The 14,464-nt window shown below is 61.8% G+C and carries 14 protein-coding genes; 10 read left to right on the plus strand and 4 right to left on the minus strand.

Translation table 11 applies throughout. From position 1 onward, the window contains the following. Nucleotides 1-198: 198 nt before the first annotated feature. Nucleotides 199-1,227, minus strand: coding sequence for an AraC family transcriptional regulator (locus tag U5A52_RS20205; RefSeq protein WP_321935999.1), 1,029 nt, complete (start codon nt 1,225-1,227; stop codon nt 199-201). 290 nt (nt 1,228-1,517) lie between these two features. Between U5A52_RS20205 and U5A52_RS20210 the strand changes: the two genes are divergently transcribed. From U5A52_RS20210 to U5A52_RS20245, 8 genes are all read left to right on the plus strand, one after another. Beyond that, nucleotides 1,518-2,303, plus strand: coding sequence for an enoyl-CoA hydratase/isomerase family protein (locus tag U5A52_RS20210; RefSeq protein WP_321911206.1), 786 nt, complete (start codon nt 1,518-1,520; stop codon nt 2,301-2,303). A 50-nt stretch (nt 2,304-2,353) separates the two neighbouring features. After that, nucleotides 2,354-3,595, plus strand: coding sequence for a thiolase family protein (locus tag U5A52_RS20215; protein WP_321936000.1), 1,242 nt, complete (start codon nt 2,354-2,356; stop codon nt 3,593-3,595). Between the two features lie 10 nt (nt 3,596-3,605). After that, nucleotides 3,606-4,763, plus strand: coding sequence for an acyl-CoA dehydrogenase family protein (locus U5A52_RS20220; RefSeq protein WP_321936001.1), 1,158 nt, complete (start codon nt 3,606-3,608; stop codon nt 4,761-4,763). 36 nt (nt 4,764-4,799) lie between these two features. Continuing rightward, nucleotides 4,800-5,576, plus strand: a complete 777-nt coding sequence (locus U5A52_RS20225) for an SDR family NAD(P)-dependent oxidoreductase (protein ID WP_321936002.1) — start codon at nt 4,800-4,802, stop codon at nt 5,574-5,576. 73 nt (nt 5,577-5,649) lie between these two features. Beyond that, the gene (locus U5A52_RS20230) at nt 5,650-7,248 is read left to right on the plus strand and encodes a class I adenylate-forming enzyme family protein (protein ID WP_321936003.1); all 1,599 of its coding nucleotides are present in this window, start codon (nt 5,650-5,652) and stop codon (nt 7,246-7,248) included. Between the two features lie 81 nt (nt 7,249-7,329). After that, nucleotides 7,330-7,713, plus strand: a complete 384-nt coding sequence (locus tag U5A52_RS20235; protein WP_321911214.1) for a BON domain-containing protein — start codon at nt 7,330-7,332, stop codon at nt 7,711-7,713. A gap of 144 nt (nt 7,714-7,857) precedes the next feature. Beyond that, on the plus strand, nt 7,858-8,274 hold the full coding sequence (locus U5A52_RS20240) for a hypothetical protein (protein ID WP_321911216.1): 417 nt from the start codon (nt 7,858-7,860) through the stop codon (nt 8,272-8,274). Nucleotides 8,275-8,447: 173 nt separating this feature from the next. Further along, on the plus strand, nt 8,448-9,572 hold the full coding sequence (locus tag U5A52_RS20245; RefSeq protein ID WP_321936004.1) for a porin: 1,125 nt from the start codon (nt 8,448-8,450) through the stop codon (nt 9,570-9,572). Nucleotides 9,573-9,968: 396 nt separating this feature from the next. On the opposite strand, the gene U5A52_RS20250 is transcribed toward U5A52_RS20245, so the two are convergent. Then, nucleotides 9,969-10,364, minus strand: coding sequence for a BON domain-containing protein (locus tag U5A52_RS20250; protein WP_321936005.1), 396 nt, complete (start codon nt 10,362-10,364; stop codon nt 9,969-9,971). Between the two features lie 213 nt (nt 10,365-10,577). On the opposite strand from U5A52_RS20250, the gene U5A52_RS20255 reads away from it, so the two are divergent. Then, nucleotides 10,578-11,093: an Rrf2 family transcriptional regulator gene (locus tag U5A52_RS20255; protein ID WP_321911222.1), complete on the plus strand. Its 516-nt coding sequence runs from the start codon at nt 10,578-10,580 to the stop codon at nt 11,091-11,093. A 99-nt stretch (nt 11,094-11,192) separates the two neighbouring features. On the opposite strand, the gene U5A52_RS20260 is transcribed toward U5A52_RS20255, so the two are convergent. Further along, nucleotides 11,193-12,398, minus strand: coding sequence for an NAD(P)/FAD-dependent oxidoreductase (locus U5A52_RS20260; RefSeq protein ID WP_321936006.1), 1,206 nt, complete (start codon nt 12,396-12,398; stop codon nt 11,193-11,195). 189 nt (nt 12,399-12,587) lie between these two features. Next, nucleotides 12,588-13,715: an NAD(P)/FAD-dependent oxidoreductase gene (locus tag U5A52_RS20265; RefSeq protein WP_321936007.1), complete on the minus strand. Its 1,128-nt coding sequence runs from the start codon at nt 13,713-13,715 to the stop codon at nt 12,588-12,590. A gap of 66 nt (nt 13,716-13,781) precedes the next feature. Between U5A52_RS20265 and U5A52_RS20270 the strand changes: the two genes are divergently transcribed. Then, nucleotides 13,782-14,462 carry a TetR/AcrR family transcriptional regulator gene (locus tag U5A52_RS20270; RefSeq protein WP_321936008.1) on the plus strand — a complete coding sequence of 227 codons (681 nt, stop codon included), beginning with the start codon at nt 13,782-13,784 and terminating at the stop codon, nt 14,460-14,462. The last annotated feature ends 2 nt before the right edge of the window (nt 14,463-14,464 follow it).

Raw genomic sequence — 14,464 nt, forward strand, 5'->3', positions numbered from 1 at the left:
GGAAAACCATGATGTAGCTACTTTTGTCGAGGCGGCGCTATCACACGGCGGGTCGATAAGGCAGAACTGGCCGCTCACGGCATTTCAGTCACGAATCGAGAAGTCCGGGTTGCCCCGTCGCGTCCGGTCTCGCACAGGAGCCAGTAAGCGTGACGGCATCGACTGAGCGTTGTTGCTCGCCAAAACCTTCTGCTCGTTTCAATCGTCCCGGAATTGCGTTGGCGATTTTCCGGTCCATCGCTTGAATGCGCGCGCGAAATTGCTGGTGCTGGTGAATCCAAGCAAGAAAGCAATTTCGGTTACGGAGCCGGTTCGCTGCTGGATGTAATTGCAGGCCAGTTCCCGGCGCGTGTCGTCCATGATCTGCAGGAAATGGGTGCCGCGCTGCGCTAACCGCACCTGCAAAGTCGCCGGGCTCACACACAACGCTTCGGCTACCTTCTCCCTGCTGCACTCTCCGGAAGGCAGCAATTCGATGATTTTCTGCGTGACACCGGTCACCACGTCGCTCTTGTCCAGGCGTGCAAGATATTGATTCGCGATATTGTCGTTGACTTGCGCCAATTCCGGGCAGGCGCCGCCGAGCGGCTGCATCAACTCATGTCTGTCGAAAGTCAGCGTCGTGGCCCGATTCGAAAAACTAATCGGCGCTCGCATCAAGGCCCGGTACGGCTCGTCGCCCTCACGCGGCATTGCACGATGGAATGCCACGGACAGCGGGTTGAACCCCGGTTTGTACAACATGCGCATCGTTTGCACCAGGAAACCGACGAAGGCATCTTCAGTCTCGCCACAAACCTCGATCCTGAAATCGGTGGCGCGTACGGCGATTGTGTCGCCTTCTTCAATGACAAGAACGGTCGCCGATTGCGACACCAGCCGGAAGTGCCGCTCCAGCCGGCGACAGAAGTCGAGCAGCGTGCTGCTGGCGGCGAGCGCGTAGCCAAGCGCATGCAAGTTGGAAATATGGATGTGCCGGGCGACCGAGAGGCCGAAATACGGATTGTTGGTGGCCTCCACGCAGGCACGGTATAGCCGGGTCAGGGTGGCAACAGGCAGCCGGACCATCGGGCCGTTCACCATCTGGGGTGGCACGCCGACGGAGCGAAAAATGCGCTCGCTGTCCATTCCGCTGGCTTGCAGAGTCTTGGCGATTGCCGAGCAGTAGCCCGCTATGGTCGTCGCTTCCTGCCTTGCGACGATGGAGGGTTGGCGGTCGGATTTCAAGGCGCGGCGATGTTGACAGACGGTGGTGCGGTCGATTCTACACCGCCATTGAACGAGTCAAGGCGCGCTTGCGGCCGCCGCCCTTCGTCCGTGCCGGGACGACGCCCCTCCTTCCACAGTCGCTTCTCACAGGCGCGTTCCACGAACGACGACTGTGGATCGCTTTGCGGAATGCACTTTTCGTTCCAAAGAGCCGCGCGGTCTTCGCCCCCTGCCTAATATCACTTCCTGCTGCGGACAGGTTTGTGCCTCGCCGCCACGACAACATTCATGCATCACCCGGAGACGTTATGACCGAAGAAACCTTGCTGTTTGAACCAACCGGTGCGGTTGCGCGTTTGACACTGAATCGCCCCAAGGCGATGAACGCGATGAATATGGCGCTGCTGGCCGAACTGGACCGCCGGCTGGCACAGATCGCCGCTGACGATGACATTCGCGTCCTGGTCTTGACCGGCGCTGGCCACGCATTCTGCGCCGGCGCAGATTTGAAGGAAGTGTTGGCCAGTCAGAACACAGAGGCCGGCGAAGCGGATTTCCTCGACCGTGCCGACGCAACGCTTGCGCGCCTGCGCAATTTCCCCAAGCCGGTGATCGCAGCACTCAACGGCATAACCATGGCCGGGGGGCTGGAGATGGCCATGTGCGCCGACATCGTCATCGCTGCGCAAAGCGCTGCCATCGGGGACGCTCATGCCAACTTTGGCGTCTATCCCGGCGCCGGCGGCGCAGCGGTTTTGCCGCGCCTCATTCCTCAGAACGTCGCCATGTATCTGCTGTTCACCGGCAAGACGCTTTCGGCAGCCGAGATGAAGGCTTACGGCTTCGTATCCGAAGTCCATCCCGATGGCGAACTGGCCGATGCAGCGATGAAACTCGCCGGGCAGATTGCCGGAAAGAGCCCTGTCGTGCTGCGGCGCATGAAGCAAGTCGCGCGCGTGTCCGCAGACAAGAGCCGGGACGACGCGTTGCTGCATGAGCAAGTCATGTTGCGTCGCCATCTGCGCAGCTTTGATCTGCAGGAGGGCTTGCAGGCATTCGCCGAAAAGCGCGCGCCGCAATTCCAGGGCCGTTGAGCCGCCCCACTCCTTCATCCTGCACTTCTCATCCCTCTTTCCGGAATGACATGAACGATATCTATGTTGCCGGTGTCGGCATGACCCCGTTCGGGCGCTTGCTCGAACGCAGCGTATACGACATGGTCGGTGAGGCCGTCACCCTGGCCTTGAAAGATGCCGGCGCAGAGGCTGCCGACATCGGCTCGGCATTCTATGCCACGCTGACCAACGGTCAGTTCCAGGGGCAGACCGCGATTCCTGGGCCCATCGCCATGCGCCGCATCGGCATCGAAGGCATTCCGGTGTTCACCGTTGAAAATGCCTGTGCCGCCGGCTCTTCCGCATTCAACCTGGCTGTGCAGGCGCTGCGGGCTGGAGCCTGCGACGTAGCCCTCGCCGTCGGCGCGGAAAAAATGCACATCGCCGACAAGGCCAGGATGTTTGCCGCGTTCGATGGCGGCTGGGACGTCTCGACTGTCGAGGACAACAAGAAGACGCTGCTGGCATTGGGCGAAGGCGTGGAGCCCCCGCCCGGCACGATGTCCGATCGTCCATACAGCGTGTTCATGGACGTCTACGCCGCCATCTGCCGCAATCATATGAAGCGATACGGCACCACGCAGCAGCAGCTCGCCGCGGTCGCGGCCAAGAACCACCAGCACTCGGTGCATAACCCTCTGGCGCAATTCCAGCAGCCCATGACGATCGACGAGGTGCTGGCTTCGCCGCCGATCACCTACCCGCTGACCACGGCCATGTGCTCGCCGATCAGCGACGGCGCCGCCGCCGCTCTCCTGTGCACCGCCGCCGGCCTGAAGCGGCTGCGGGGCGCCTCCGGCCGCGCCGTGCGCGTGCTGGCCAGCGTGATTCAGACCGGCACGACGCGCAGTGTCGAGGAGCCGCAAAAAATCATCGCGCACCTCGCGGCGAAGAAGGCCTACGCACAGGCCGGCGTCGCGCCCGAGGACGTTGACGTTGCCGAAGTGCACGACGCCTCGGCGATTGGCGAAATCCTCAACGCCGAATCGCTGATGCTCGTGCCGTTCGGTGAAGGCGGCCCCGCGGCCGCACGTGGCGAATTCACAGTCGGAGGGCGCATCCCGGTCAATCCGTCCGGCGGGCTCGAATCGAAAGGCCATCCGATCGGCGCTACCGGTCTAGGCCAGATCCACGAACTGGTGACGCAGTTGCGCGGCGAAGCTGGACAGCGTCAGGTTCGAGACGCACGCATCGCCATTCAGGAAAACGGCGGCGGCCTGTATGGCATCGAAGAGGCCGTAGTCGGCGTCAACATACTGGCGAAACAATAAGGATACCAAAATGGGACACGTATTTCGCACTGAAGAGCAACAGGCTGCCATCGACGGACTGAGGCGCTTCCTCGACGCCGAGATCGATCCGATCTTCAGCAAGCAATACCGCGACAAGTTCGTGCCGCGCGACAAGATGGCCGAAATCATGCGTCGGTTGACGGAATTCGGGCTGGTTTCGGGCATCGCAAGCGAAGCCAACGGCGGCATGGGCCTGGATTGGCTGACTTCGCTGATGCTGTTCGAGGAGGTGGCTACCACTTCGGCCGACCTGTCGGTGCCGGTGCTGATCAATTCGTTTGGCGTAGTGCTGCTCGAGAAGGTTGCCCCACCGCATTTGCGTGAACGCTACCTGCCCGGCCTGTTGAGCGGAGACAGTTTCGTCTCGATGGGCATTTCGGAACCGGACGTCGGCTCGAACGTACTGGAGATCAGAACGCGGGCGCGCCGCGATGGCGATCATTTCATCATCAACGGCGAAAAGACCTGGATCAGCAATGGCGAGTACTCGGACTTCCTGATCTGCACTTGCCGCACTAGCGACGACCCGCGCAAGGGGCTCACCCACTTTCTGCTCGACCGCAAAGAACACCCCTACGAAGTCCGCGGCATCCATAAGATCGGCTTCAACAGCCAGTCCACCGCACAGATCTTCCTGACCGACGTGCGCGTGCCGGCCTCCAACATGATCGGCAATGAAGGCGAGGGACTGCGCAATACGCTCTCGCTGTTCGAACGGTCGCGCGTATTCGTCGCCGCCCAGGGGCTGGGCATCGGTCGCCGCGCGCTCGAAGAAGCGATTCGTTATGCGAAGGATCGCCGCCAGCACGGCAAGGTTATCGCGGGTCACCAGTTGATCGCGGCGATGCTGGCCGAAATGGCGACCAACGTCGACGCAGCGCGCCTGTTGACCTACCGCGCAGCGTCGATGATCGAAGCCGGCGTACCGGCCGAAATGGAAGCGGCAATGGCCAAGTATTTCGCCTGCGAGGCAGCCGTGAGAATCGCCCGCCAGGCCGTGCAGATCCACGGGGGTAATGGCGTCACGACCGAATTCCTCGTCGAGAAGCTCGCGCGCGAGGCGATCGTCGCACCGATTCCCGAAGGCACGACCCAGATTCAGCAACTCATCATCGGCCGCGCCTTGACTGGCGTGCCTGCGTTCTAAGGCGCTGAGGCGCATTCAAAATCCACAGGACATGTCATGCGTATTGAAGGAAAAGTCATTGTCATTACCGGCGGCGCTTCGGGCCTCGGCCTCGCCACGGCACGCTATCTGGTACAGGAAAAAGGCGCGCGCGTTGCCATCTTCGATCTGAACGCCGAGTCCGGCGCCAAGGCGCTCGAGGATGTCGGCGCCGACCAGGCGATGTTCGTGCAAACCGACGTTGCCAGCGAGGAATCGGTCCAGAACGCGGTCGCCGCTGTGACTGCCCGCTTCGGCACGGTTCACGTCTGCATCAATTGCGCGGCGTTGCCCACACCGTGCAAGGTGCTCGGCAAGGACGGCCAGGCCACGCCGCTGGCGAAGTTCGCACAAGTGACGGCCGTCAACGTCAACGGCGTGTTCAACGTCATGTCGAAATGCGCCGAGCAGATGGTCACGAACGAAGCAGAGGCCGGCGAGGAACGTGGCGTGATCATCAACATCTCTTCGGGTGCCGCCTACGAGGCACAGATCGGACAAGTCGCCTATGCCGCCTCCAAGGCGGCGCTGCTCGGCATGAACATGCCGGCTGCGCGGGAACTCGGTGACGTTGGCATCCGTGTCAACGCCATTGCGCCCGGCCTGTTCCTGACACCCATGGTGCAGACACTCGATGAAAAGATCGTAGCCGCGCTGAAGACGCAGATCGAAGCCCCGAGGCGCCTGGGCGACATGCGCGAGTTCGCGCACTGCTGCGCTTTCATCATCGAAAACGCCTACCTCAACGCGCACACGATCCGCCTGGACGCAGCGTCACGCCTGCGCGCGCGCTAATCGCGCTGCACTAGCGACAGAGCTGCCCTTCCTCTAAAAAGAGGGAGGGCAAAAGAACCAAGGAGACAAGTCCATGAAGATGAACTTTTGCCGCATCATGCGACTGATGACGCTGCGCTTTCGCGACCGGCAAGCGATCGTCAATGTGGAGCGCGGCCGCAGCTACAGCTACCACGAATACCATCTGCTGACCAACCGCATAGCGGATGTGCTGCGCAACACGCTCGGGGTCGGCAAAGGCGACAAGTTTCTGCTCATCCTGGATAACGACAACCTGAGCCTGATGTTGTTGCCAACTGTCCTCAAGCAGGAAGGCACGGTGGTCATGACCAACCTGCGCGACGCGCCGCAAGAACATGCGCGTCAGATCGAACTGGTCAAGCCGAAGGTCGTATTCATCGAAACGCGCCTGCTCGATGGCTACTACGCCATGTTGCGCGCAGCTGGCTGCGAGATCGTCGTCATGGACGACCCGGCGCCGGAGCAGGCCGCGCGCCCCGGCGTGCGTGCGTTCTGGAGCCTGGTCGACACGGCCTCCGAACTCGACGCCAACGTCGAACTGGACGACGACGAGCACATCTTCATGTTGCGCTTCACCGGCGGCACGACTGGCCAGGGCAAATGCGCGATGTACTCAATCGACAATCTGATGGCTTGCCGCGACGGCGGTTTCAGCAACCCGGATTTCGGCTTCGATTACCGCACACGCACGTTGCATGTGGCGCCGCTCTCGCATGGCACGCTGGTCGTTTTCTTACCGACTTTTTATGCCGGCGGCACCAACCTGACGCTCAATCAGCTCGATCTCGAGCAATGGCGGCAAACGGTCGAACAGCAGCGCGTGACACATTCGTTCCTGGTGCCGACCGTGCTATACCGTCTGCTCGAATTGCAGCACCACAACCCGCGCGATCTCTCTTCGCTGAACACCCTGATCTACGGTGCAGCACCGATGAGTCCCACCCGGCTCGAAGACCTGATCAAGTGCTTCGGTCCCATCTTCGCGCAAGTCTACGCCGCCACCGAAGTCCCCATGTTCGTGTCGACGCTCGACAAGCCCGAGCACGAGCACGAGACCGGACAGCAGACTGAGAGCGGCATCCAACGTCTATCCTCGGCTGGCCGGCCGACGCCAGGCGTCGAAATTTACGTGACCGATGAGCACGGCAACCCGCTGCCAACCGGCCAGTCAGGCGAAATCCACATCCGCAGCCGTGCCGTCATCAAGGGGTACTACAACAATTCGGAAACGACGGCCGCCGAGTTTGCCGACGGGGCGTGGAAGTCGGGCGACCTCGGCTACATCGACGAGGACGGCTACCTGTACATCGTCGATCGGTTGAAGGACATGATCATCAGCGGCGGCTTCAACGTCTACGCGATCGAAGTCGAAGCGGCACTGGCCTCCCATCCGGCCGTCATGATGTCCGCTGTGGTCGGCGTTCCCCATCCTGAGTGGGGAGAGGCTGTGCATGCGGAAGTGTTGCTGCGTCCCGGCGCCTCGGTCGAGGCCGCCGAACTGATCGCGCATGCGAAGGAAAAGCTCGGCAGCTACAAGGCGCCGAAGTCGCTGGTGTTCGTCGAGCAACTGCCGACCTCGGTGGTCGGCAAAGTACTGCGGCGCGCGGTCAAGGAAAAGTACTGGCAAAACTTGCAGCGCAAGGTCAGCTAGCCATTTCTGGCAAGGCACGCGTGCCTTGATCGGTATCCACCACGCCTGCTGATTCCGTCCGTCACAACAATAGGAGTATTGATGAAAAGTATTCAGGCACGCGCGTTGACGATTGCCGCATTGACGCTGGCCGCGTCCAGCAGCGCATGGTCGCAGCCAGGCCAGACCGCCAGTGTACCTGCGGGTCTGCCGGCTGCATCCGTTACGCAAAGCGCAGCGCCCCCCGTCAGCGCAAGGAAAGCCGATCGTGCGCTGCGCCGGCAGGTGTATGCCGCCATCGGCAAGCACAAGGCGATCAGCGCCGGCAATATCAGCATCGTCGCAAGAGGCGGCGCGGTGACGCTGAGCGGCACAGTCGCGGACGCTTCGCAGGTCAATGAGGTTGCGCAGATCGCGAAGGGCGTTGCGGGGGTGACCTCCGTGACCAACAAGCTGACCGTGCAGAAACCGTTTGGCGGTGCGTAAAACGCTCGCACAACGGGGGAAGTATGCGAGAGGGTTCGCAAATAGCCGGAGGCGCCTGCTGCACCGGAACAGTGTTTTGGCCGACGCCATGCATTGGCGGCATGCACCAACCGCTGCGTACGTGCACACCGTGAAGGATGGAACATGAATTTGCAGGTACTGCATGGCGTTGCCGTCGCCGCATGGCTTGTTGTTCTAGCGGTGAAAGCAGCTAACGAGGCGCAAGCGAGAGCACCCGATTCGCGCCCCATCGTCGCCGCCATGCGTGGAAGGATCGGTCTCTTTGTGGAGGCGCCGCTGATCGCGACCACTATGGTCACGGGGGTGCTGCTGCTGATGCGCATGTGGCCGGCTCCAACGCTCGTTCTCGTCAAGGCTGCATTGGGACTCGCCGCCGTTGCGGCCAACACGTTCCGCGTTTTTCTGGTCGCGACGCGCGATTGCGTAGACCACGACATGAAGCGTGTTCAGCCGACACGCCGGATCACGTTAGCCCGAACGGCGATCCCGATTGGTGCCGTCGCCTGGATTATTGGGTACCTCTATTTGCACGGACAGTAGGCGCGGCAACTCTGCTTTTTTATTCATTTTTTATTTTCTTAGTATGTCGAACCAATAAGAACGTAGCTAGAAAACCTTCGACGAGCGCAGTTGGCATGGAAGCGAAGCATCCAACGTGTTCAGCACGCACAGCAGTCGCAAGACTGTTTTAGAGCAAAAAAACCGGAGACGCAATGAAAGTGAAATGGATAGCCGCGGCCGCTTTAGCGGCAACAGGTGGTGCAGTACACGCACAATCGTCAGTGACGCTGTACGGTGTCGTCGATGCCGGGATGTTGTATCAAAGCACTTCGGCGGCCACGTTGAGCCCGACGGCGACGAACCTCGGCAAGGTCTTTCGCTACAAGGATGGCGGCATTTATGCAAGCTACTGGGGACTCAAGGGATCAGAGGACATCGGCGGCGGGTATCGCGTCAATTTCAGATTGCAAGGTGAGTTCGACAGCGGCACTGGCAAATTCAACCTGGGCGATACGCCGGGCGTGGCCGCACTGTTCAACCAGATCGCGACCGTAGGTGTATCGGGACCGTTCGGCACAGTGAGCTTCGGTCGCCAGATCGTACCGATTACCTATGCAATGGCCGAGACCGACGTACGAGGGGCTCAGTATTTCGGCAGCATTCTGACTGCATGGCTCGGCATGAACCAGGCTGCGGGCTGGCAGGGCATCAGCACCAACGGGCCAATCGGCGCGTTGTACGACAGCAATGCAATTGTCTACGAATCGCCAAAGTTCGCCGGCCTGTCCGCCGCGCTCGAGTATGCACCCGGAGGCGTACCGGGCAGCTTCCAGGGGAACACGCGGGAGTCCGCCGTACTGAAATACTCGAACTATGGCCTTCGTTTTGCGGTTGGCTACTACCTTGGCCACGATACGAATCCCGGCCCGACAACGGTGCCTGCCGGACTCGCCAATAACCGCCTTTTCTACGTGGGAGCGCTCTATACGTTCCACGCATTCTCGGTTTCCGCATCATATTCGAACGGCAGGAATCCGGCGCAGTCTGAGCAGGTCAATCTCGATCTGTATTCGGGCGGCCTCGGCTACCAGTTCTCGCCTGCCTTCAAGGTTACCGGCGGCGTGTACTACCTGAAAGACCGCAACAACTCGGCCAACAAGTCGACCGCAGTGGCAGCCGGCGCGGAGTACAGCCTGTCGAAAGCTACGCTCGTCTACGGCCAGGTGGGGCACGTGAACAACCGGGGAACAATGACCCAGCCACTTACCTATGGCCAGCCCGTGGCGCCTGGCATGGCCACGACAGCGGTCATGCTGGGTATCCGCCACGTTTTCTAGCAACTGCGTCATCGTCATGTTCGACGAATGGGTACCGAATTCGTCCGTCAGGCAAGGGAATCGGCCTCGCCTGACAACTCAACCAGGCGGGAAATCTCCACTTCCGACCGGGACCCGGTCTGGTTCAGGGTCACCGGAGCCACACCTTCGGAAGGAGTCATCCCCCTATGCCTCATCCCATTTTCGCTTTGGGCGCGGGTCACACCATGGTCAGCCTGGGCCATTTCTCCTCGCATTCTTTCGCTCTGCTTACTCAAAACCGTCCTGAAGTACAAATTCCGCCATCACATCCCCGCGCAATCAATCGCCGAGGGCGCTTCACGACGGTTTGTTAACTAACGTATCGATCAAAGAGCGTGATTTCCAGGTACAGTTGCCAGGAAGCACTGCGAGACGCTACTCGCTGGCCGCCCCCTCTTTCTGCGCCTTCAATTGGTTCCTCACGGCCGTCACGCCCAGTACCGGTCTTGCCGCATTGGCGGCTCGGGAGATTTGCCAGGTCTCCGGCACCGAGCCCGTGAGCGTGACGACGCCATGGCTAACCCGAATGTGAATGTCCGAATCGTCGAGATCCGGCACGCGCCTGATGGCGCGGCGCACGTCACGCACGATCGAAGTATCGGGCCGGGTACCGGGCGTCGATGCCGAGACTCTTTGCACGGCCACACCTGGCGGGTCGTTCAGGCCGGTTTGCGCGTACGCACTGCCAGCACTGGCAGCGCAGCTTGCGATGGCAACGAACGCTATCGCGCCGAGGGTGCCCAATGGGCCGCTCGCACCGTTTCTGTTCATGCTGCCTCCTTCGGGTCGTGTCTACCGAGGAAAAGCGCCACTTGCACGCATATGTTCGCACAGGATTTTGCGCGTCGCGTCCACGGTGGCCTGGAACCGCCACAATGCCCGCGCACAACCACCGCAGATGAAGTAACGGACGACGCAGGAGGTGACTTCGGCGCCGCACTACGCTACCCTAACAACTCCGATACACAAAGTCGTCGTATAACCATGTCACATATCAGCACGGGCGTCGAATACGGACTGCATTGCCTGCTTTATCTTGCCGGCACGTCTGCCGGCGTGCGCGAGGCGAGCGTGCGCGACCTCGCGGAAATGCAGGGGGTGCCGGTCGACTACGCCGCCAAGCTCTTCACGCGCCTCGCCAAGGCCGGCATCGTCGAGTCGACCGAAGGCATACGCGGCGGCTTCAGGCTCGCGAAACCCGCACGAAACATTTCGGTGCTGGACGTGGTCGACGCCATCGACGGCGAGAAGGCGCTCTTCGACTGCCGCGAGGTGCGCAGCCAATGTGCGGTGTTCAACGACGAGCCGCCCGCGTGGGCCACACGCGGCACCTGCTCGATACACGCCGTGATGCAGGGCGCCGAGCGCGCCATGCGCGCGGAACTCAAGCAACACTCGCTTGCCGATCTCGCCACCCGCGCGTATTCCAAGGCGCCTGCCAGCTATCACCATCACGTGGTGGACTGGTTCACGGAACGCGCCGCCAATCGTCGCGGATAGCCAGCGCCGCTTTGCGAACCCTTCTGGCGTGCAAGAAAAAACGCGAAAGCCTTCACCGAGGCTTCCGCGTTTGACCCAATCCGTCGCTTTCCTAACGGATCACGCAACCACGATGCGAAGCGGATCTGCTGCGGCGAGCGCCTGCTCACGGTCCGCACGCGGCGGATAGATCCACTCGGAGTTGATCTGGTGCTTGAGCTTCTTCGCCTCGGTGCCCTGCAACTTCACTTCGCGCTCCCACCCTTCCGTATAGACCGCGCCCCACGGGCCCAGATCGAGACACGTCACGTACTTCGGCTGACTATACGGAATTTGCTCGAGGCCGAGCAAATCGGCGGCGACGTTATGGCCTGCCGAGCGCCCCAGATTCATCGCGTGCTGGCACGACATCATCGTGTGATTGCCTTCGTCGTCGGTGGCCGCGCGAGCGACGTCGCCCGTTGCGTAGACACCGGGCACGCCCTCCACCGCGAGGTTGCGATCGACGTGAAGACGCCCCATGGCGTCGAGCTGGCCCGGAATCTGTGCGGTCAACGCGCTTGCGCGCAGGCCCGCGGTCCAGATCACCGTGTTCGATTCGATGCGCTCGCCGTCCGTTGTCGTGACGCCGCCGGCATCCACCGAAGCGACGCCCGCGCCGAGCTTCCAGGTCACGCCGAGCGAGCCCAATGCCTCTTCGATAACGGGGCGCGGGCCTGCGCCCAGGTCCGGACCGATCTCATTGTTACGCTCGACGATGACCACCTTCACGTTTGCGTGCTCGCCCAGCGCCGCGCGAAGGCGTGCCGGCATTTCCGCTGCGGTCTCGATGCCGGTGAATCCGCCGCCCGCCACCACTACCGTATTGCGCGCAAGCGTTTCTGGCTGGCTGGACAGACTGCCGATGTGCACTTCCAGTTCGACCGCTTCGTCGGTCTGGTCCACGCTGAAGCTGTGTTCGGCGAGGCCCGGAATCGACGGGCGGAACAGCCGGCTGCCGGTCGCCAGCACGAGGCGGTCGTAGCCGAGCGTAGTGTGCTGGCCGTCTGCGCCGGTCAGATCCACTGCGCGACGCTCCACGTGAATGCGCTCGACCGTGCCCTGGATGAACTTGACACCAGTCGCTTCGAAGATCTCTGTGAGCGGCGCCCTGAAATTCGCAGGACCTTCTTCGTACAGACGCGGACGGACATGCAGATGCGGGTCGGGTGCGACCAGCGTGATTTCCACGTCCGTGCGCCCTGCTTCATCGAGCAGCCGCGCCGCGCTGAGTGCGCTCCACATGCCGGCGAAGCCGGCCCCAATAACAAGAATACGCTTCGACATTTTTGCTTCTCCAATGCAGGGATACGTGAATTCGGGCGTGGCTCGCGCCGCAATCTCCGTCGTGTGATCCGCGTCGCGCCTGCGCAACGCATAACTCGGATTCTATGAGTCGGAGTTTAAAGATGCAAGTGCCCTATTTGGGACACTCTGTTGACGAATCAGGCAACGAGGCCGCGAAGCGGCATGCGGCTACGGTTGATGGGACTTGAAGAAGTCGACCAGACTCCGCGGCGAATCGCCGCCGAGACAGACATCGAGCACCGCTTTTGCCGCCGCCGCTTCGCACGCACTGCGAGGGAAAAGCGCTGTCTCGCACGCAAGGAGCGCGGCTTCTACGTCGCCGCGATGCGCGGCAATGGCCTTTGCGAGTTCTGCACCGTCGAGCATGGCCAGGTTGGCCCCTTCGCCAGATGGGATCATCAGGTGCGCCGCATCGCCAAGCAATGTCGCGCCAGGCGTGCGCGGCCAGTTGTGCGCCACGGGGAGCGCATGAATCGGGCGAAACACGGGGGCCGTTTCGCCATCGGTGATGAGCGCAGTCAGCGCCGGCGCCCAGCCATCGAACGCATTCGCAACCGTGGCCAGAACGGCTGCCCGGTCGGACCGTTCAATGCTGTCGATCCAGTCTTGAGACTGGTTCAGCTGTACGTACGTGTGCAGCACGCCGCCCGGCTCGCGGTGTGCGACGATGCCTTTGCCCGGCGCGAGCGCAAACATGGAACCTTCGCCAACCGCTTCGGCACTCGCCTTGTGATGCGTGTCGCAGTTGAACAGATACGTCTCGATGAATGCCGTGCCGACATAGGCCGGTTTCGCGTCAGATAAGAGCAGGCGGACTTTCGACCACGCGCCATCGGCCCCCACCAGGAGATCGGTTGTCACTGTCGAGCCGTTAGCAAAGGTCAGAACGTGCCGGCCACCGCCGAGAGGAGACACCGTGTTGACTTTCTGTCCCCAGCGCACCGCGCCGGCAGGCAGCGATTCGAGCAGAATCCGCCGCAATTCTCCACGCGGGACTTCGGGTCGCCCGCCTGTTCCGTCGTCCGGCTGCTCATAAAGGACCCGGCCACCCTTGTCGAGAACCCGCGTCGCCTGCCCGCCGGGATGGATGATTTCGAGGAACCGGTCGAAGAGTCCGGCTGCCTTCAGCGCGAGCTGCCCATTGTTCTCGTGAATGTCGAGCATGCCGCCCTGCGCTCGCGCATTCGCCGAGGCTTCCGCCTCATAGATCGTCGAAGCAATACCGTGAACGTGGAGGACCCGAGCGAGCATGAGCCCGCCGAGTCCCGCGCCGATGATTGCAATCGATGTCTTCATCCTGCTCCTCTGGAACAATGTTCCATAGTAATATGGAACATTGTTCCAGAGACGTCAAGAGGATGCATGGTCAAGAAGGCGCGGAGCGTTCAACGGCGTGAGGACTCGCTCTCGCGCGAGCGGATCATCGAGGTGTCGATCGCGCTTCTGGATAGCAGCGGCGAAAGCGGCCTGACGTTTCGCGCGCTGGCCGAGCGGCTTGCCACCGGTCCCGGCGCGATTTACTGGCATGTCGAAAACAAGAGCGATCTGCTGAACGCCGCCTGCGACGCCATCGTGGCTCTCACAATGGACGCGCCATTGCCGGGCGCCACGCCACGAGAGGCAATTCGCGCCCTCGCGCTGGGTCTGTTCGACGCGATCGACGGCCACCCGTGGGTGGGTTCGGTGCTCGCGCGAAACCCGGCGCAATCGGCAATGGTTCGGATTCTTGAACGTTTGGGCCAGCAGATTCGCGCACTCGACGTGCCTGACGACGCGCAGTGGGCAACGGCGTCCGCATTGCTGAGCTATATCCTCGGCGTGAGCGGCCAGAACGCGGCGAATGCGCAGATCGCTCGCGCGCAAGATGCCGATCGAACCCACTTTCTGGACGAGGTCGCCTCGGTGTGGTCGCAGCTCGATCCCGAAGACTATCCGTTCACCCGCAGCGTGGCCAGACAGTTGCGCGAGCACGACGACCGCGCCGACTTTCTCGCTGGAATCGACCTCATCCTGCTTGGCATCGAGTCAGCGCACGGACGTTGAGC

This window comes from Paraburkholderia sp. J8-2 (genome assembly GCF_905220195.1).
In the GTDB taxonomy this organism is placed as follows: domain Bacteria; phylum Pseudomonadota; class Gammaproteobacteria; order Burkholderiales; family Burkholderiaceae; genus Paraburkholderia.

Coding starts and splice junctions, on each gene's coding strand:
- U5A52_RS20210 (WP_321911206.1), top strand. CDS start 1,518: ATGACCGAAGAAACCTTGCTGTTTGAACCAACCGGTGCGGTTGCGCGT.
- U5A52_RS20215 (WP_321936000.1), top strand. CDS start 2,354: ATGAACGATATCTATGTTGCCGGTGTCGGCATGACCCCGTTCGGGCGC.
- U5A52_RS20220 (WP_321936001.1), top strand. CDS start 3,606: ATGGGACACGTATTTCGCACTGAAGAGCAACAGGCTGCCATCGACGGA.
- U5A52_RS20225 (WP_321936002.1), top strand. CDS start 4,800: ATGCGTATTGAAGGAAAAGTCATTGTCATTACCGGCGGCGCTTCGGGC.
- U5A52_RS20230 (WP_321936003.1), top strand. CDS start 5,650: ATGAAGATGAACTTTTGCCGCATCATGCGACTGATGACGCTGCGCTTT.
- U5A52_RS20235 (WP_321911214.1), top strand. CDS start 7,330: ATGAAAAGTATTCAGGCACGCGCGTTGACGATTGCCGCATTGACGCTG.
- U5A52_RS20240 (WP_321911216.1), top strand. CDS start 7,858: ATGAATTTGCAGGTACTGCATGGCGTTGCCGTCGCCGCATGGCTTGTT.
- U5A52_RS20245 (WP_321936004.1), top strand. CDS start 8,448: ATGAAAGTGAAATGGATAGCCGCGGCCGCTTTAGCGGCAACAGGTGGT.
- U5A52_RS20250 (WP_321936005.1), bottom strand. CDS start 10,364: ATGAACAGAAACGGTGCGAGCGGCCCATTGGGCACCCTCGGCGCGATA.
- U5A52_RS20255 (WP_321911222.1), top strand. CDS start 10,578: ATGTCACATATCAGCACGGGCGTCGAATACGGACTGCATTGCCTGCTT.
- U5A52_RS20260 (WP_321936006.1), bottom strand. CDS start 12,398: ATGTCGAAGCGTATTCTTGTTATTGGGGCCGGCTTCGCCGGCATGTGG.
- U5A52_RS20265 (WP_321936007.1), bottom strand. CDS start 13,715: ATGAAGACATCGATTGCAATCATCGGCGCGGGACTCGGCGGGCTCATG.
- U5A52_RS20270 (WP_321936008.1), top strand. CDS start 13,782: ATGGTCAAGAAGGCGCGGAGCGTTCAACGGCGTGAGGACTCGCTCTCG.